General features: G+C 31.5%; 18 protein-coding genes, 1 pseudogene and 1 riboswitch. Of the genes and pseudogenes, 10 read left to right on the top strand and 9 right to left on the bottom strand.

Annotation, left to right across the window (positions count from 1 at the left end; translation table 11 throughout):
* The first annotated feature begins 182 nt into the window (after positions 1–182).
* Positions 183–1109: a DUF2935 domain-containing protein gene (locus BN1075_RS11990; RefSeq protein ID WP_040193381.1), complete on the top strand. Its 927-nt coding sequence runs from the start codon at positions 183–185 to the stop codon at positions 1107–1109.
* A gap of 99 nt (positions 1110–1208) precedes the next feature.
* Positions 1209–1305, top strand: a riboswitch (purine riboswitch).
* Positions 1306–1381: 76 nt separating this feature from the next.
* Positions 1382–1918, top strand: coding sequence for a phosphohydrolase (locus BN1075_RS11995; RefSeq protein WP_040193383.1), 537 nt, complete (start codon positions 1382–1384; stop codon positions 1916–1918).
* 118 nt (positions 1919–2036) lie between these two features.
* On the opposite strand, the gene BN1075_RS12000 is transcribed toward BN1075_RS11995, so the two are convergent.
* The 4 genes from BN1075_RS12000 to BN1075_RS12015 form a co-directional block, all read right to left on the bottom strand.
* Positions 2037–2393, bottom strand: a complete 357-nt coding sequence (locus BN1075_RS12000; protein WP_040193385.1) for a DUF6483 family protein — start codon at positions 2391–2393, stop codon at positions 2037–2039.
* A 98-nt stretch (positions 2394–2491) separates the two neighbouring features.
* Positions 2492–2692 (bottom strand): DUF6019 family protein, encoded by a 201-nt coding sequence (locus BN1075_RS12005; RefSeq protein WP_040193387.1) that lies wholly within the window; start codon positions 2690–2692, stop codon positions 2492–2494.
* Between the two features lie 97 nt (positions 2693–2789).
* On the bottom strand, positions 2790–3332 hold the full coding sequence (locus tag BN1075_RS12010) for a DUF2812 domain-containing protein (protein ID WP_042387248.1): 543 nt from the start codon (positions 3330–3332) through the stop codon (positions 2790–2792).
* The gene (locus BN1075_RS12015) at positions 3333–3671 is read right to left on the bottom strand and encodes a PadR family transcriptional regulator (protein WP_040193388.1); all 339 of its coding nucleotides are present in this window, start codon (positions 3669–3671) and stop codon (positions 3333–3335) included.
* A 328-nt stretch (positions 3672–3999) separates the two neighbouring features.
* On the opposite strand from BN1075_RS12015, the pseudogene BN1075_RS12020 reads away from it, so the two are divergent.
* The 5 genes and pseudogenes from BN1075_RS12020 to BN1075_RS12040 all read left to right on the top strand — a co-directional run.
* Positions 4000–4578 (top strand): annotated as a pseudogene (locus BN1075_RS12020) (flavin reductase family protein); the annotation flags it as partial.
* Positions 4579–4807: 229 nt separating this feature from the next.
* On the top strand, positions 4808–6712 hold the full coding sequence (locus BN1075_RS12025) for an NAD(+) synthase (RefSeq protein WP_040193390.1): 1905 nt from the start codon (positions 4808–4810) through the stop codon (positions 6710–6712).
* A 73-nt stretch (positions 6713–6785) separates the two neighbouring features.
* Positions 6786–7325 (top strand): chromate transporter, encoded by a 540-nt coding sequence (locus BN1075_RS12030; protein ID WP_040193391.1) that lies wholly within the window; start codon positions 6786–6788, stop codon positions 7323–7325.
* On the top strand, positions 7325–7870 hold the full coding sequence (locus tag BN1075_RS12035; protein ID WP_040193392.1) for a chromate transporter: 546 nt from the start codon (positions 7325–7327) through the stop codon (positions 7868–7870). Before BN1075_RS12030 ends, BN1075_RS12035 begins: the two co-directional genes overlap by 1 nt.
* Positions 7871–8329: 459 nt before the next feature.
* A complete protein-coding gene (locus tag BN1075_RS12040) occupies positions 8330–10981 on the top strand; it encodes a cation-translocating P-type ATPase (protein ID WP_040193393.1) in 2652 nt (883 codons plus the stop codon).
* A 97-nt stretch (positions 10982–11078) separates the two neighbouring features.
* Here the strand turns inward: BN1075_RS12040 and BN1075_RS12045 are convergent, their stop codons facing one another.
* The 4 genes from BN1075_RS12045 to BN1075_RS12060 form a co-directional block, all read right to left on the bottom strand.
* Positions 11079–12026: a carbohydrate kinase family protein gene (locus BN1075_RS12045; RefSeq protein ID WP_040193394.1), complete on the bottom strand. Its 948-nt coding sequence runs from the start codon at positions 12024–12026 to the stop codon at positions 11079–11081.
* A 241-nt stretch (positions 12027–12267) separates the two neighbouring features.
* Positions 12268–12573: a potassium channel family protein gene (locus tag BN1075_RS12050; protein WP_040193395.1), complete on the bottom strand. Its 306-nt coding sequence runs from the start codon at positions 12571–12573 to the stop codon at positions 12268–12270.
* 81 nt (positions 12574–12654) lie between these two features.
* A complete protein-coding gene (locus BN1075_RS12055) occupies positions 12655–14832 on the bottom strand; it encodes an MGH1-like glycoside hydrolase domain-containing protein (protein ID WP_040193396.1) in 2178 nt (725 codons plus the stop codon).
* A gap of 102 nt (positions 14833–14934) precedes the next feature.
* Entirely contained in the window at positions 14935–16104 is a 1170-nt protein-coding gene (locus tag BN1075_RS12060; RefSeq protein WP_040193397.1) for an AI-2E family transporter, read from the bottom strand.
* Positions 16105–16281: 177 nt separating this feature from the next.
* Between BN1075_RS12060 and BN1075_RS12065 the strand changes: the two genes are divergently transcribed.
* The 3 genes from BN1075_RS12065 to BN1075_RS12080 all read left to right on the top strand — a co-directional run bounded on the left by BN1075_RS12065 (position 16282) and on the right by BN1075_RS12080 (position 18437).
* Positions 16282–16971, top strand: coding sequence for a response regulator transcription factor (locus BN1075_RS12065; RefSeq protein WP_040193400.1), 690 nt, complete (start codon positions 16282–16284; stop codon positions 16969–16971).
* Positions 16964–18001, top strand: a complete 1038-nt coding sequence (locus BN1075_RS22150) for a HAMP domain-containing sensor histidine kinase (RefSeq protein ID WP_235777789.1) — start codon at positions 16964–16966, stop codon at positions 17999–18001. The genes BN1075_RS12065 and BN1075_RS22150 overlap by 8 nt, the downstream gene beginning before the upstream one ends.
* Before the next feature lie 115 nt (positions 18002–18116).
* Entirely contained in the window at positions 18117–18437 is a 321-nt protein-coding gene (locus BN1075_RS12080) for a hypothetical protein (RefSeq protein ID WP_040193401.1), read from the top strand.
* A 224-nt stretch (positions 18438–18661) separates the two neighbouring features.
* Here BN1075_RS12080 and BN1075_RS12085 read toward each other — a convergent pair whose 3' ends face one another.
* Positions 18662–19564, bottom strand: a complete 903-nt coding sequence (locus tag BN1075_RS12085; RefSeq protein ID WP_040193403.1) for a LysR family transcriptional regulator — start codon at positions 19562–19564, stop codon at positions 18662–18664.
* Positions 19565–19733 lie beyond the last annotated feature (169 nt).

Consider the following 19733-nt stretch of genomic DNA (forward strand, 5'->3'; position numbering starts at 1 on the left):
CAAGTTTTTTTACTGGTATTTATACATATTTTTTCTCCAATATATCAATAAATGATGTAATTATGACTCGCTAATATCAAAAGAATTTTATTTGCATTTATAACTTTATAATACCAAGTAACATTTCTAAATATAAGTAATACAATGATAGTAATAATTACTATATATAAGAGAGGTAATCGATGCTATCTAGTATACAATTTATAAGGCAATCCTTAGAACTCCATCTTTTTTTTGCTAGAATCATGAAGGAGCATTCATTTTTCTTACAAGTAGGATTTACACCAAAGAACTCAAAACTTATAGAACAAGCAGATAGATTTAGAATGAGGTTTGACAAGCTTCTATGTGAAGTTATTTCACTTTCAGATGGTGCTATTAGTCCTGTTGTATTAAAGTCTGGTGAAGTAGTAACACCATTTACCTTAGATGCTGAAATAGCATCATCTTATTTTACAGGAGTAGATATTCCTACTCACTTAACTAAGTCAGAGTACGACTTGATGGGAACTCCGCTAATGAACTGTAACAACAAACTAGAACATAGAGTGCGTAAACTTAATGAAAATGCAATGGATTTAGTTAAAGGTTTAGCTCAATTTAAAACAAAATTATTAGCAGATGTTAGAGATTGCAAAGTATTTACAGTTAATTATCCTTTACTTATTGATCATATTTTAAGGGAAGCAAATTTCTATTTTAAACTGTTACAAAGATTGCAATGTGGTGAAGAAATAGATTTAGAACGAGAAGCTTATGAACAAGAAGCTTTTTGGAATAGAATTATGGCTGAACATTCAAAGTTTATTCGCGGTCTCCTTGACCCAACTGAAGAGGAGCTTATAATGACAGCAAATAACTTTGGAAATGAGTTTGATAGATTGGTAATGGAATCAAAGGAAGCTATGGACAAGTCTCTTCCACTCTCTGAAGTTACTAACGAAAGTCTTAATGCAACTATTGAAATCAGCAAATTTAAAGCACAAGGTACTCAAGGAATATTAGAATGTAATATTAAGTCCATAATAATACCACTGTTGGCAGATCATACTTTACGTGAAGCTAATCACTATCTACGCTTATTAAGAACATTTAAAAAGGACATGTAAGATTTTATTAATAAATGACTTAGCAAAAACCAGTTCCATTGAACTGGTTTTTTATATCCTTATACCATGACTATGTTTACTTTAATTATCCTTTGTGATAAAATACTTAATTGTAAAGCGTATATAAATTTATATTATGGTTGAATGTTTCTACCAACTACCGCATCAGTTGATTATATGTTTTCTCCCTATGTGGAGTCCATATATTTTTAATTTTTATGGTTAGTGGGTATTTTTTTTTATAAAATTTTAAATTATAAGGAGAGATTTTTATGTCTAATAATATATTAACCTACTCAAAAGTTAGCTTTAATCCTTTAAATCCTGATGAAAACAGTATTCTTATTGAGGATATAGCTCATGCTTTATCTCTTATGACTAGAGCTAACGGACATTTTCATGAGTTTTATTCTGTAGCTCAACACTGCATTTTCTGCTGCGAGGAAGCCTTAGCAAGGGGCTACAGCAATAAGGTTGCTCTAGCATGCCTTTTACATGATGCCAGTGAAGCCTACCTTGCAGACATCACAAGACCAGTAAAGAAAAACCTTCTTAACTATCTTGATATAGAAGAAGTTCTTCAAACTGCAATATACTCAAAGTATATTGGACAAGCTTTATCAACTGAAGAGCAAGCTCAAATCCACTCTGTAGATAACTCACTTTTATTTTCAGAGTTCATCCATTATATGAATGAAAAACTTGACATGGAAGCTGAAAAGCTAGTATCTATACCTGATTTCAAATTTGTACCCTTCCATGAAGTTGAAGAAAAATATATTGATTTATTTAATAAATTAACTTCCTAAATACTTTAATTTCAGGGCGCAAAATTTTCCCCCTGAAATTAAAGAAAAAACACCATGAAGGTATATCTTATAATAAAAATGAGGATGACTAAAAAATTAGTCATCCTCATTTTTATATCTATTTTATTAGTTTATTGAAATCCTTTATACCCTGTTCAATTTCTTGTACTGAAAAATTACCTTCTGCAAGTTCGTCCTCCGATTTTAAAAAAAGCTCTCTATAAAACCATTCACCAACACTCTCCACATAACTATGCTGATTTTCCTCGGCAAACTGGAACAAAACATCTTCACCTTCTGAATATCTCTTTTCTGAGATTAATTTCCTCAATATAATAAGAATCCTATCCTTATCCGTTAAGTTCTCCACCACAATTGTTTCAGAATCATCACTATCATCATCTACAATAAGCCTCATAAGACTTCTTCCTAAATCCTCTGCCATATCAATAAGTAAATCGTTTTTTCTTTCCATAACAATATCGTCTCCCTAATCAAAATTAGAAATATCACTAAAAATACACGACATGAAATATATATTCCTATTGTATATCAAACTTCACTTATTGGGAATTACTTCATAAAATCTTCAAGTTTATTTTTCTCACCTTTTAATTGCTCTTTCACCTTATAAAAATCCACCTTTTCCATTCCATCTTTAATTCCTAAGGCTTCCTTTATTCCATTCTTAACTGCCCACTTTATCACAAAATATAAAGCAATTAAAACAATTATTGCCGTTCCACTACTTATTCCTAAATCCTCCCATACCATAACCCCTACTCCTTATTGCTTTTTTTATTCTTATCAAAATAACCTATAAATAATAACACTGCCCATATGGCTGTTAATACAGCTATTAACCTACTCATTAATTCTTTCCCTTTCTAGCGCTAAAATATAAAGCTACCGTTACCATAAGAGATGGCACTGCAATCATTACTGATAAAAATGCAACTATAGCTATGACAGAAAACCACATAGTGTTATCCATTGCACTTCCATAACGTGCAGAAATTATAATACATGCTATAAAAGCTAAAACACTTGACACTAAAGCTACTGTATACCATTTTCTTGTACTCTCATACTTTTCACCTTCCTGGTCTTTATCTGTATAAATGGGAACTGTTCCTTCCTTTGCTGAAAAAAAGTGAAGGTAATCTAACGTAAATACATGAGTCCATCCGCTCTTCTCAAAAAATTCAAAGTATTCTTCATCGCTCTTTTTTACTTTATTACAATCTACAGCATAAATTAAATTTTGAGGCTCTCCTTTTTTCAACTTAAACCACATTAATGTAACCTTCTCTAAAATCCAGCCTTCTTTTGCTCTATCACTTAACTTCTTCATCATTTTTTCTTCACTAAAGGCTAACCCTTTATTTATCATATATTTATATTCTTTCCCCATTTAAACTTCCTCCCCTAAATATTTCAATACCTTTTTTCCATGCTCCACCATTGCAATTCTTCTATTAATATCCTTCTTTAAAATAGATTTTCCTTTATCCGTTAATCTATAATTTTTTCTGCGTTCTTCTTCATCCTCTAAAAGCTCAATTAAATCTGCCGTCTGAAGCTTTTTTAAAATTGTATATAAGCTGGCAGGTCCTATAACAACCTCTCCCTCAGAAATCTCCTGAACCTGCTGCATTATTGCATAACCATGGATTGGTTCCACCATAGTTAATAAAATATAATAAGTTGAGTCCGTTAGTATATCCTCATCTAAAGCTTTCCCTCTAGCCATTACTCTTCCTCCAAAACTATATCGTTTAAAGATATATCATTTAATTATATATTATTAAATGATATAGTTGACGTCAATACTTTTCTTAATATTGTCATAAACTTTATATCAGTTACAGTTAAATCACACCAAAATAGACCTGACCCGTAGAATCTACGGGTGAAGACCAAACACTAATATATATTTGTCATTTGCTACTTTGATATGAAACTCACTAGCCTTTGATAAATATGTAAGTTTTAATGTATACTACTAAGTGAAACTTTAAATAAGGGTTGAATTTAATTAATTATGAATATATGCTAAAATTAGAAAGTGATGTGATATTATGGCTAAAACTACTTTTAAGGGTAGTATTATGCTAAATCCAGTACCAGCGGTACTAATAACCAGTAGAAATTTAGAAGGTAAGGATAACGTATTTACTGTAGGCTGGGTTGGTACAGCTTGTACAAAACCACCTATGGTTACTGTGGCGATAAGACCTGAACGTTTATCTCATGAATATATAAAAGAAGGGAATTCCTTCGTGGTAAACCTAGCTTCAACTAATCTTGTTAAAGCAGTAGATTACTGTGGGGTTCGTGGTGGAAGAACTACGGACAAATTTAAAGACATGAATCTGACTTTAAGCGAAGCAGAGCAAATTAATTGTGGCGTTATAAATGAATGTCCTGTTGCCTTTGAGTGTGTTGTAAAATCTATCACTCCTCTTGGAAGCCATGATTTATTTTTAGCTGAAGTCGTTAAATGCCATGTGGATGAAGAACTTATTGATGAAAAAGGTAAAATTCACTTTGATAAAGCCGACCTTTTAGCTTATTCTCACGGTGAATACTTTGGAATAAATCCAACGCCTTTAGGCTCTTTTGGTTATTCTGTAAGAAAGAAACCTATTTCAAAAAAATCAGCTGATTTTCTAGAAGTATCAGCTTTAAATAATAAAATAAATACAAACTCTACTACTAGGGATAAAAAATCAAATACTTCAAAAAATACTTCTAAGAGGACTTCTAAATCTGCAAATGATAAAAATAATAATTCAAAGAAAAATCTTACCTCTTCAAAAAGTACAAAAGCCAATAAATCAAAATCTAAAAAAAGAACTCGCATTTAATATAAAGGAGTGAATTAAAATGAATTTTGTTAAGGTAGGAGCTGCATGTCCAATAACCAATGTAGCTGATGTTGACTTTAATGTCGCTGAAATAAAAAAATGTATAGATATGGCTATGGATCAAGATGTTAAAGTTTTAGTCTTTCCTGAACTGTCCATAACCTCTTATACCTGTGCTGATTTATTCTATCAACAAAGATTAATGAAAAAAACTGAGGCTGGAATAAAATCGCTTTGTACATACTCTGAAAATAAAGATATTTTATTTGTTGTTGGAGCTCCATTTGAAGAAAATGATATTTTATACAATGTTGCCTTTATAATATTTAAAGGTAAAATCCTTGGGATAGTTCCAAAAAGCTATCTTCCAAACAACTCTGAATTCTATGAAAAGCGTTGGTTTTCAAGTGGAATAAATGTTCATTCTAAATGCGTAAACCTATCTTTTCAAGATAATATTCCCTTTGGAACAAATATAATATTTAAAAGTGGCGAAATTTGTGTTGGTGTTGAAATTTGCGAAGACCTTTGGGTTACAATTCCTCCAAGCAGCTTTTTAGCCCTTGCTGGCTGTAATATCCTTTGCAACTTATCAGCTTCAAACGAATTAGTAAGCAAAGCAGATTACAGAAGAGATTTAGTTAAAAATCAAAGTGCACGTTGTCTTGCTTCATACATTTATTCCTCTGCCGGAGTATTTGAATCTTCAACAGACGTCCTTTGCGGGGGTCACCTTCTTATCAGTGAGAATGGTGGAATCTTGACTGAAAATGAAAGATTTAACCGAGAAAATGAGATTATAACTGCCATTGTTGATATATACAAACTTAAATCAGAAAGATTAAAAAATTTAAGCTTTAGAGATAATAAAGGTTTATTACCTGCTCCAATAGATATAATTAACTTTAAATTTGACAGCACTGCCATAAGAGATTTTGACAGATATATTGATAAGCATCCATTTGTACCAGGAAATCCTCTTGAAAGAGATAATCGTTCAAAGGAAATCTTCAATATTCAAACTGCAGCTCTTGCAAAGAGATTTACTCATACTAATTTAAAGAAAGCTGTCATTGGAATTTCTGGAGGTCTTGATTCAACCCTTGCCCTTCTTGTAGTTGTTAAAACCTTTGATATGCTTAAAATTGATAGAAAAAATATTGTTACCATAACAATGCCTGGCTTTGGAACAACTGATAGAACTTACAATAACGCTTTAGATCTCTGCAGACATCTAGGAACAGATTTAAGAGAAATTAATATAGTTAAATCTTCTCTTCAGCATTTTGAAGATATAGGTCACCCTGTTGAACAACATGATGTTACCTATGAAAATGTTCAAGCGAGAGAAAGAACTGAAATCCTAATGAACCTTGCAAATAAAGAAGGAGGCCTTGTAATCGGAACTGGAGATTTATCTGAGCTTGCTTTAGGCTGGTGCACTTATAACGGAGATCACATGTCCATGTATTCTGTTAACTGCTCAATTCCTAAAACCTTAGTTAGATACTTAGTTGATTATGTTGCCGAGCATGAAAGCACTGAAGAAATATCAAAAATACTTCTTGATATTCTTGATACTCCAGTGAGTCCAGAACTTCTTCCAAAAGATAAAGACGGAAATATAGCTCAAAAAACAGAAGATATTGTTGGACCATATGAGCTTCATGATTTCTTCTTATACCACTTCATGAAAAACGGCTCTTCAAAGGAAAGAATTGAGTTTCTAGCTAGAACAGCCTTTAAAGACATCTACTCTAATGAAGAAATTTCTAAGTGGCTGAATAAATTTATAACTCGATTCTTTACTCAACAATTTAAACGTTCTGCTCTGCCTGATGGTCCTAAAGTTGGTTCTATAAGCCTTTCTCCTAGAGGAGACTTAAGAATGCCATCTGACGCAAGCTATAACGGATTTCTATAAATTAATAACTAACCACTGACTTTAAGGAGACAGTGGTTTTACTTCTGCTTTAATGCAATGAATTGGAGGATTTATGAAAGAATTATTCAAAATGTTTTTAACCTTCTTTAAGATTGGCTCCTTCACATTCGGTGGAGGTTATGCCATGATTCCACTAATTGAAAGAGAAGTTGTAGATAATAACAAGTGGATTTCTAAAGATGAATTTATTGATATTATCGCTATTTCACAAAGTTTTCCCGGCGCCCTTGCCATAAACAGCTGTACCTTTATTGGATATAAGATTGGTGGAATTGCAGGTGGAATTTTAGGATTACTTGGAGTGGCACTTCCATCTTTCCTTATTATCCTACTAATTGCTTTAGCTTTCAGTAAATTTAGAGATATGTATATTGTTGAGTTAATTTTTAATGGAATAAATGCTGCTGTACCACTTTTAATTCTTGTTGGCGTAAATAGCTTAGCTCAAGTTCTTCCAAAAACTGCAACAAATATTATAATTGTAATTATAACAGTACTTCTTAGTGTATTCCTTAATGTAAGCCCTGTTTACATTATTCTACTATCAGCTGTATATGGTATCTTTATTAATCGAAAGGAGGCTGAAAAATAATGGATCTATTATTAAAACTCTATTTGGCCTTCTTAAAAATCGGTACCTTTGGTTTTGGTGGAGGCTATGCTATGCTTCCACTAATCCAAAAGGAGATTGTTACTAACAATCACTGGCTTAATCAAGGTGAATTTATGGATATCATTGGAATATCCCAAATGACTCCTGGACCAATAGCTATTAACTCTGCAACCTTTGTAGGTTTTAGAGCTTCTGGCTTTTGGGGAAGTGTTGTTGCAACCTTAGGTGTTGTTACTACATCCTTTATTTTAGTTTCCTTAGCAAATTATTTCTTTACTAAATTTAAAAACTCAAAAATCCTTGAACATGCTTTAAAAGGTATGCGTCCTGCATTAGTTGGCTTAATTATCTCTGTATTTTTAACTATGAGTTATGATTCATACAGAGATTTTAATAGTATTATAATTGCTGCAATAATCGGTTTCCTTTTATATAAAACTAAGCTTCATCCTATTCTAATTATTGTAATTGCAGCTCTGCTCGGAATAGCACTTTATGGTATAGTTCCAGCTGTTTCAAGTTAACCATGACCATATTTTACCTTATCGATTATTGTTAAAAATTGTTTCAAAAACCATATTGTCCAAATTGCTTCTTAGGTATATAATTATCATTAAGGAAACTCCTTCACATTCTATTGGAAGGAGTGCTCAAAGAGTAAATTGAAGTACTAAAGTTAAAGATACACTCTGTGAAAGTTCCACTGGCCAAATAAAAAATTTGGAATATCACTTTTAGGTCATCACATTTGGACTTTAACTTAATATATTTCGTATGAGGGAGTAATTTCTAGAATTAATTTCTAGGTCAAGATCAACATCATGACTATCACTAGTCTGGTCTTGAATTAAAAGATGAGACTCATATATAGCTTTCATCAGCTATATATGGGTCTTTATTTTATAAATGAAACTTATTTATGTTGAAATAAACCTCAATAAGTTTCCGCTTTTATTTTTTTACTAAATTAATGAGGTGATTTAATGTTTTTTAATGATTCACGAGAAAATGTATTGACGCACTTTAACACAAATGAAACAACTGGTCTTACAACAGACCAGGTAAAGAAACTCCAAGAAAAATATGGACTTAACAAACTTGCTGGCAAAAAAAGAAAAACTAAGCTACAAATCTTCATTTCTCAATTAAATGATATTTTAATTTATATCTTAATTGTAGCTGCCATTCTATCTGTGGTCGTTGGTAAAGAATTTAGTGATGCAATAATAATTGGTATTGTAATTCTTATTAATGCTACTGTTGGAATGATTCAGGAAGCAAAAGCTGAACAAGCTTTAGATGCATTAAAGCAAATGTCTACTCCTAAAGCAATAGTAAAACGTAACGGAGAGCTTGTAGAAATTCCATCTGAAGAAGTTGTTCCAGGTGATATTGTAATAATTGATGCCGGAAGATTTATTCCATGTGATATAAGGTTAATAGATAGTGCAAACCTAAAAGTTGAAGAATCAGCCCTTACTGGTGAATCTGTTCCAGTGGACAAGGATGCTGCCTTAGTAATAGAAGATGAAAAGGTATCCCTTGGTGATAAAAAGAATATGTTATTTATGTCCACTTTAGCAACCTATGGAAGAGGTACTGGTGTTGCTGTTGCAACTGGAATGGGCACTGAGATTGGTAAGATTGCTAAGATGTTAGATGATGGTGAAAATGAATTAACCCCTCTTCAGAAAAAGCTTGAAGAGCTTGGTAAAGTTCTTGGAATAATGGCAATTGGTATCTGCGTAGTTATGTTCATCGTTGGTATCCTTCAAGGCCGCCAAATAACAGATATGTTTATGATTTCCATAAGTCTTGCAGTTGCAGCAATTCCTGAAGGTCTTGCAGCTATTGTAACCATAGTTCTTGCACTTGGCGTTCAAAGAATGATTAAAAAGAATGCCATCATCAGAAAGCTTCCATCTGTTGAAACTCTTGGTTCTGTAAACATAATCTGCTCTGATAAAACAGGAACTCTTACTCAAAATAAAATGACAGTAGTAAAATACTATGTTAACAATGAACTAAAATCAGCAGAAAACCTAAATATTAATAATGCTGGTGAAAAACTTCTTTTAGATAACATTGTACTTTGTAATGATGCTACCTCTACAGAAAAATCTAAGACTGGTGACCCTACTGAAATCGCTCTTTTAGATTTAGGTAATATGCATAAAGTTTATAAGGAAGATTTAGACAAAGCTCATATTAGAGTTAATGAAGTTCCTTTTGATTCAGACAGAAAGCTTATGACTACTGTTAACAAGTATGAAGATACTTATTATGTAATGACTAAAGGAGCTACTGATAACCTCCTAACCCTTTGTAACTTTGCATATATAAATGACGAAATAGTTCCTTTAACTGAGGAAATTAAAGATAAGTTCATGAATGCAGCTACTGAAATGTCTAATTCAGCTCTAAGAGTATTAGGTTCTGCTTATAAGACTGTTAAAACCGCCGATGGAGATATAGACATATTTGAAAACAATCTTATCTTTATTGGATTAGTTGGTATGATAGACCCTCCTAGACTTGAAGTTAAGGATTCAATTACAACTTGTAAAAATTCTGGTATTACAACAGTAATGATTACTGGAGACCATAAAAACACTGCCTTTGCCATTGCAAAAGAATTATCTATTGCAAATGATATTAACCAAGTTATCAGTGGTCCTGATTTAGACGAAATGTCTGATGAAGAATTATCTGCAAACTGTGACCACCTTCGTGTATTTGCAAGGGTATCACCTGAGCATAAGGTTAGAATTGTTAAAGCTTTTAAATCAAAAGGAAACATTGTTTCCATGACTGGTGACGGTGTAAATGATGCGCCATCATTAAAGGCAGCTGATATCGGTGTTGCTATGGGTATAACAGGTACTGACGTTGCAAAAGGAGCTTCAGATATGGTTCTTACTGATGACAATTTTTCAACAATAGTTTCTGCTATCGAAGAAGGAAGAAATATTTTCAGTAATATTAAGAAGGCCGTAGTATTCTTAATATCCTGTAATGCTGGTGAAATAGTTACTTTATTCTTTGGTATTCTATTTGGTTGGGCTGCACCATTAAATGCAACTCACATCCTTTGGGTTAACTTAATTACAGACTCCTTCCCGGCGCTTGCCTTAGGAGTAGATCCTGGTGATCCTGATGTAATGAAGAATAAACCTAGAAATCCAAAAGATAGTTTATTCAAAGGTTCTATCTTCACCCTTGTATTTAATGGAGTATTAATTGGAGTTCTCACTTTAATTGGTTTTATCTACGGAGTAATGAAATATGGTGCTGTAGGTGTTACTTTAACTAATGTAGTTAATAATCCTGAAGCTTTAATGCATGCTCAAACCATAGCCTTCGTAGTTCTAAGCGGAACTCAATTGGTACATGCTTTAAATATGAGAAGTACAACTAAATCAATCTTTAAAATTGGATTATTCTCTAACATGTATTTGATAGGTGCAATATTACTTGGTTTCATTTTGCAACTTGCAGTAATGTACATTCCACCAATTGCTACTATGTTTAATGTAATCCCATTAACACTTGGAGACTGGGGAATTGTTCTTAGCCTAAGCATTATTCCACTAGCAGTCAATGAGCTTAGAAAGCTGTTTATTAAAGATAAATAAAATATTATTGCTTAATAAATTAAAAGATTACCCCTTTTAATTTTAAAAAAATAGTAGAGGACTTCACTGAAATCCCCTACTATTTTTATTTCTCTATTTATTTTTCTATCCATTCAATTTCGCTTAAAAACTGTTCTACAACTTCACAACACATCTCTGGATAAATAGTATCCTCATGAGATATTGTAACTACAGACATAGCAATAGCATACTTCAAAGTATCCTTTATGCTTAAATTATTCATATATCCATAACCAAGTCCTGCAACACAAGAATCACCAGCACCTGTTACATTAACAACATGAACATTTGGAGCTTTAATAATTCCTTCATCAATACCATCATTATAGTACATTCCTTCAGCATCTAAACTAATAAAAACATGCTTCACACCTAGCTCTAAGAAATATCTACCTGCTTTTTTAACATCTTCATGAGTTTCTACTTTAAATCCACATAAACACTCTGCCTCATGTCTATTTGGTTTAATTGTATGGAATCTGCTAATTAAGTGTTTTACCTTCTGAACCTTTGCTGCTGATACTGGGTCTAGGATGAATTTAGTACATCCTTCATACTTAGTTAAAATATATTCTAATATAGCAGGGTTGTCAGAATCTAAAACCATATACTCTGCATTTTTTATTATTTCAGCTTTGGAATCAATAAATTCCTTTGTAATTTTATCAGTGATATTCATATCTACTATTGCAGATTCCATTTCCCCATTTTCATTAAGGATTGCCATATATGTTGGAGTAGACTCTCCAGGTAATACTAAAGATTCAGTCATATCAAGTCCAACGGTTTCCGCATGCTTTAATATACTGTTTCCCTTTTCATCGTCTCCAACAATTGAAATTAACTTAGTATTAATACCTAATTTAGCCATATTCTCTGCTATATTTCTGCAAACTCCACCAAAAGATACCTTTACACATCCTGGATTAGAGTCGTGAGATTTATAATTATTATATGTAAATCCAAAAATATCATAAACTGATGCACCTAAAACTAATATATATGGTTCATTTTTATTAATCATCTGTTCCTAGTTCTCCCTACTATAATCTTATTTCTTCATACTACAACTATATTACTATATATTATTTTGTCCAATTTTTCAACATACATCTCCATGTCAAATCTTGTTATGTTTATTATTTATACATCATTTAATTATTTGATTTAATTTTATCTAAAAAAATAAAAAACAACTGAATTACTGACTCCTTTTTACTTATTATGTCTTTATATTATCCTTAAAGCTTTTTTAAGCACTTTGATTATTTTACATCACTCTCTTTATAAGACAACACAAAACCAATAAATATGGTCAAACAAATTACACTGGTTATAGCAATTAAAATGCTCATTAAATTTGCAACTGGTGAAACTGGAGAAATATCCCCATATCCTATAGTTGTAAAAGTAATAATTGTATAATAAAACAAATCAAACTTTGTAGGATTGCCTGTATATGCTCCAGGTTCCATACTATTAATAAAACAAACACCTAAAAATAAATTTAAAACTATCATAATTATATCAGTATTAAGAACAATATAATAGCAGCTTTCAAGGCACTTCACAAGATTTTGAAATTCCTTTTTATTCTTGTATACTAATCAACCTTTAAGAACTAACTTCTTTAAACTTCTCCCAAACTATACTTACCTAAGTCTCTCTTCCCCTGCTAAAACTTCTTGATACAACAATAAATATACAGCTGAAGACCAGCTAAAGTTTGTTGCATCAAGGCCTTTTCCCGTCAGCGGATTATAGTTCTCTCTAATAGTTCCTTCCCCAATTAAGCCTTCTGCATTATTAATAAGCTTTAAAGCCAATTCTACAGCTTCTTCCTTATATCCATAGTTCATCAATCCCTTAACTCCAAAATAAGCTTGATCCATCCAAACTGAACCTCTCCAATATGCTTCTGGTTGAAAGCTAGGATTATCTAAGGCTGCTGTTCCCAGTGGCATTACAGAGTTAAATTTTGTTTCACACATCATGTTCTCCATAACTCTTTTCGCTCGTAAAGGTGATGCAGCCTTTGCCCACAGAGGTATCCATCCCTCTGGACCCATGCCTCTATTAGTTAAAAGATTTCTCTTCTTCCCATCTTCACTTATCTGTAAATCATAATAATATTCTGTTTTTTCATCAAACATATTTTCATTTATATATTTTTTAACATATTCCGCATCTTCTTCATACTTCATCGCTTCTTCATGATAACCAAGAATTTTATCAATATTCCTTAAAAATACTTTTTCAGCATAAAGATATGAATTTAGATCTACTGATTCCTGATTAATAGAATATCCAATAACCTGACCATTATCATGCTTATTCTCAAATACTTTTACTCCAGTATCTTCAGCTCCATAACCACTCACATCAAACCTTGGAGCATTATCCATTCCACTTTCCCAAGCTGCTGCTAAAATAACTTGCTCACAGCTACAATTTTTCTCATGAACCATAGCTCCATATTCTGCAATTCCATTCTTATCATGATCTCTATTGTTATACCACCATTGATGATATAGCTTTAATTTTGGATACATATTTCTCAAAAACTCAATATCTTCAGTTGCTTTATAAGACATCCAGACAGTCCATGAAGCAAGAGGCGGTTTAGAATTTCTTTCATTCCAGTTTCCTCCATCTCCGCCTCTGCTTTTGTCCTTATTAAAAAATATGGCATCACATATTGCGCCTACATCCTTAGGCCTTAACTCATCATTACTTTTTATCTGATAATCAAATAAAGCTTCAATATTACTCTTAGCCAGCTCTCCATTAAACCTTGCAGCAGCCGCTGCATGCTTCCAGGAATCCCAAGCCCATAATCCAATAAACCATTTATATGACATAGTTGGAACAACCCCATCATGAATTATTGCCCCTGCTGGACTTCTCCAGTTTGTTACTAAAGTCTCAACGGTTTTTACTATTGCTTCCTTATGCTTAAGTGATGAGATCTCATTGTTTTTCAAGGCTTTATTTAAATATTCCTGCCATCTAGTTTTATTCTCATCTAAGTACTTTTGTGGATTTTCAAAAACTTCTTCACCAATTATTAACTCTTTTTCAAGTTCCTTATGAGTAAAAATATAGATTTGAATTGAGTAATTTTTATACTCTTTACCAGCACCAATTTTTATATTATTTTTTAGCAATGTGGAATATGTATCCCCACTAATTTCACTACTTACATCTTCATTAAAATTTATATAAAATCTCGCTTCCTCACTTGAAAAGAACTTATAGTTCTCTCTAACTTTTGAGAATCTAACTTGAATCCCTCTTTCTATGCTCTCTATACCTTGGTTTAATCTATACTGTGCCTCCTCTTCCCTCTCCCTGAATTCATTAAAAATACTTCCTGTCCACTTAAGCTTCAGTGTTAATTCCTGACTTGTTAGATTTCTAATTTTTGTCTCAATTAATGTACTTCTATTAGATACAAAAATTAAATTTAAAGACACCTCTATATCTTCAAGTTTGTAAGTTTGAACTAACTTTCCAGGATAATACTTAAACTCAAACGTCCCCTCACTTAGCTCATACCATACTTTACTAATTTCATTGTAAATATTAACCTTGCTTATTGATGCTGATAAATTAATTGGATACTCTTCTGCAATAATAACCGGACCTGGAAAACTTCCATAAAGCTCTTTAGAACCTTCTTTGGGAAGATAATAGCCGTGCCAAGCTCCTAAATCCGAAAAATTGTTATATCTATTACATTGAACACCATCTCCATAGATTACATCAGTTGGTTCAGCACAAATATTTATTACATTAATAAAATCTTCAACATAGAACTTTTCTTTCATACTCTCCCCCTACTAAACTAAAATATTTGGTAAAATTTACATAATTTTATAGTAACATAAAAAACAGCACTTTAATATAAAGTGCTGTTTCCTTAATAAATATTAAATTTTTTCCTTTAGCCTTTTATAATCTGAGTATCTATTAAAGTATATCCTTAATAGCCCAGCAAATGGCATAGATAATATCATTCCCAAAGCTCCAAAATAGCTTCCTCCAATTAAAACTGCAATTAAAACCCACACAGGTGACAATCCAATTTTATCTCCTACTATTTTAGGCTGAACAAAGTTTCCATCTATCTGCTGATATAAAAGAAGTAATACTGCACCTGCTATGCCTAGTGGAATACTTGTGAAAATACCAAAGAAAAATGCTAATGCAGCTCCAATGATTGGTCCCACGTAAGGAATTATATTTGTCACTCCAGCAATTACACCAATTAATATTGCAAATGGATGCCTTATTAAAAGAAGAAGCAAAGCTGAAACTATCCCTACTATTATTGAATCTAATACCTCGCCAACTAAGAAGCCACCAACTATATCATCAAGATCATGAATAAAAATTGAAATACCTCTTCCAATCCTAGGAGGAAATAAAACATCCCGTATTCGCCTTAATTGATAAATTAATCGTTCTCTATCTATCAAAAAATACACCGTAAGAATAATGGTTACAACAGTATCTAAAACTATAGAAGATAAATTTGAAAACAAAGAAAAAACCGTATTTAATGCTCCTTGAGCAACAACTCCAACCTTATCAATAATATCTCCTGATAAATGACCAGTATTCTGCACATTAATATTCTTACTATTTAACTGCTGCACAAGCTCATTAGTCCAAGTTCTTAATTGTGCTTGAAACTCTGGCAGCGAATGAATTATTTCATTAATACTGCGAAGCATTGGAGGTATCAAGAAGTTATATACAAGAATCAACAAAATAACTACTACACCAAGCATAATTAAAACACTAATAAATCTAATCAACTTATTATATTTTTTTATTTTATCATTCTTTGAATTAAAACAGTTATATAAGAATTTATCTATATATTTAATTGGCTGATATAATAAATAGGCTAATAATATAGCATAAAGAATTGGCGCTATAATTGAAAAAAACTCGCTTACTTCAAGGACCAAAAAATCTAATATGAAATCCCAATAGGCAATAATTTTAACTGCCAATACCGCCACAATTGCAATAAAAATTATAATTACCCCATACTTAATATATAATTTATTACTTTTTAACTTATCTATCATCTTACTCACCTAACATCATAAATTTATTCTGTATTACTTTACCCCAATAAATTCGTATTGATGTATTATATAAATTTTATAATTAAGCCCATAGTAATAGTAACATTTTTATATTTATAGTAAAATCAAAGAAACAACCATATCTTTTAATTCATCAAAATAAATGGAGATGATTTTATGAATAAACAAACAAGACTATTAATTGCAGATGATGATAATGATATTAGACAAATCCTTGAAATTCTCTTTACAGGTGAAGGTTACGAAGTAATTGAGGCAAGGAATGGAGTTGAAGCTGTTGAGCTTACGGATAGCTCAATTGACCTTATAATCCTTGATGTTAATATGCCAGGTAAATCAGGTTTTATAGCCAGCTCTGAAATCAGAAAAAAGACCCTGGCACCAATTCTGTTCCTAACGGCCTATTCTCAAGAATCAGATAAAACTATGGGGTATTCTGCTGGCGGTGATGATTATATAACAAAACCCTTTTCTAATTCAGAATTGCTTCTCAAAGTAAAGGCGCTTCTGCGCAGATATCAAGTTTATCAACCTCACCCCAAAAGCATTGTATCAAAAATAGAATTAAATGGACTGACTGTTGATACCCAAACTGAGGAAGTCTGGCTAAATAAAACCCTTATTTCTCTTACACATACTGAATATAAAATACTAGAGCTTCTTATTACTAATAGGAAGAAAATCTTTTCTATTGATCACATCTATAGTGTTATTTGGAATGATGATGTAGTTGGTGATAGTGCTGTAATGGTTCATATTAAAAACCTTAGGAAGAAAATTGAAACTGATACAAGAAATCCAAAACATATTAAAACTGCATGGGGAAAGGGATATTACATTGATTAGACTATATAAAGTTCCTAAGCTAGCTTTAGAGTTTATCGGCTACGTTGCTTTGTCCTTAATACTTGCTGCCTTTAGTAGTGCCTTTCTATTTTATACCTCCATAGGTTTAGCAAACAAGGCCGTAATTGAAGGGAAATACCCCACATCTTCAATATCTGAACCACAATTTATTACTTGGCTACAGCTTATATGTATTATAGCTGGAATAATTATCTTTCTCGCTTTTTTGGTATATTTTCTAGCTGGCAAAATTTCATACATCTTAACAATAAAAGAGGCTATTGAAAGCTATAAGTCTGGAAATCTAACATCTGAAATTGAGCTTATCGGTGAAGATGAGCTTACTGATTTAGCTGATTCTTTTAATAGTCTTTTAATAGCACTATCAAATCACACAAAAAATGAAGAGAAACAAAAACTTGAAAAAGACGAGTTAATTAGAGGGCTTTCTCATGATATTAGAACACCTCTAACTTCAATAATCTCTTATGCTGATTTTATAAAAACTAAAAAATATGATTGCGAGGAAAAACTTCAATCCTACGCTGAATTAATTCAACTTAAGGCTACTAAAATAGATGAACTATCTAAAGCAATGTTGGATACACCTAGCAATAATAAAACTTCCCTTTTAGAAGGTAAGGTTATGTTTGAACAATTTATAAGCGAATTTGAAGATGCATTGGAGAGCAGTGGATTTTCCATTAATACAGATACCCTCGGTTTAATAAATTTTAAAACCGCTCTTGACCCTCAAGATATTTCTAGAATCTTTGATAACCTATATTCAAACATAATCAAATATGCAGATAAAAAAGAGAAAATAACTTTAAAAGCCTTTGTAAAAAACAATGAAATATTTTTAATTCAAAGTAATTCAATTAATTTTCATACCTCATTAAATGAAGAAAGTCACGGTATTGGCTTGAAAAATATTCAAAAAATAGTACTAAGGTATCATGGTGAAATGGACTGCTTTACTACTAGCACTACCTATACCTTTAAAGTTAAGTTACCATTTCCTTTATAAAGTCTTTAGAATTCTTTAGAATTCTATTACTAAAAAACACATATACTTCACTTATAATAAAAGTATAAGATTAATTAAGATTTATAATTATTATGAATCTATAGGAGGTAAAATTATGGAACTTTTATTAATAATGTTTATTGTACTTGCAGTAGCTAGTGGACTTGGTATTGCTTTCTTATATCTTTCAAAAAATCCTAAAACTAAAACTATATTCTTCTATTTTACTGCAGTGTTATCTATGCTTATAGCTCTTCTTAATGCAACAAGTCAGCCTAGCAACTACATAATGGAACAGCTTATCTCATGGGCCTTTGGATTCCTTGCAGTAATTTCAATAATTATCAAAGTTAAAAATCCACAAAAAACATCATTAGCGAATTTGCTTGTAACAATATCTATTTTGTGTGGATTAACTTATCTATTCTTCTTTTAAATTATAGTTCTTACAGCCTTTCTATTTAGAAAGGCTGTTTTTTTATCCTATGACCTTTTATTTAATATTTAAATAAAGTAACCCTAAAATTATAGGCCTAGTTGATTATTCACCTAAGCCTCTTTTAGTTTATCGTTTTTCTTTTAACAATTTTTCAATTTTTCATTACCATTGATTAGCTTTTCTAAAGTATATCATCAGAAATTATTATGTTTATTTTTTATTTACCTAATTAAATCCATAACTTCTGAACGTTTAAAGCTTGAAGCAACTTGTATAAAGTTTACAATGCGTGGAGATAAAAACTTATTTTTATGATATACAATTGAAAAAGAACGATTCCATGTACAAGTTTCATTCTTTAAAATTACAATATCTCCATTTTTAATTTCTTCTTCAACTAATCTTACAGATAATACTGATAAACATCCTTGTTCAAGAACAGCATCGATTAAGGCTGTTGGACAATTTGCAACTACACTTTCTTTTATTTTAATTCCATGTTTATTTATATAATTCTCGAACTGTTCTCTTGTCCCACTTCCTCTTTCTCTCATTGCAAATCGTTGATTATTCAATGCCTCTACAGTGAAATGACGAGATTTTGCCAATGGATGCTCCCTATTGCATACTAAAACTAAATAATCATCTACAGCTGGAATGCTGATTAAATCTGCACTCTTAACTACACCTTCCACCAAGGCGATATCTATATTAGCATTTAATAATTCCTCTTCAATTATTTGTGTATTGTTAACATAAGAATAGATTTCAATACTTTCATCTATATTTTTTATCTTTTTTATTATATCGTTTATCAAACAACTTCCAACAGTTACAGTTGATCCAATACGAAAAGTTGGATTTTTTGATGTTTCTAACATCCGCCTTTCTAATTCATCAAATTGCTGTACAACCTGTTTTGAATAAGACAACAGCTTTTTTCCTTCTTCAGTTATATATAGTTTTTTTGATAAACGTTCAAATAGCAGAAAACCATAATGCTCTTCAAGCTCTTTAATTATTTGACTGATTGTTGGCTGAGACAAATAAAATTTAGCTGCTGCAATACTCATTTTTCCACTTTCCGCAACTTCATTAAATACCCTTAAATGTTTTATTGTCATTTAAATTCCCCCTTTTGCGGAATAAGCCTATCCCTTAACGTATCTTCATTTTATTCCTAAAAATAGCATGAAAATTCATTAGTTTTTCCTATGATATTAATAAAATAATATCACTTTCCTAATATTAACACAAATGCTATATTATAAATGTAATATGTTAAAAATAATA

This window comes from Clostridium culturomicium, from assembly GCF_000821305.1.
Taxonomy (GTDB): Bacteria; Bacillota; Clostridia; order Clostridiales; family Clostridiaceae; genus Clostridium_J; species Clostridium_J culturomicium.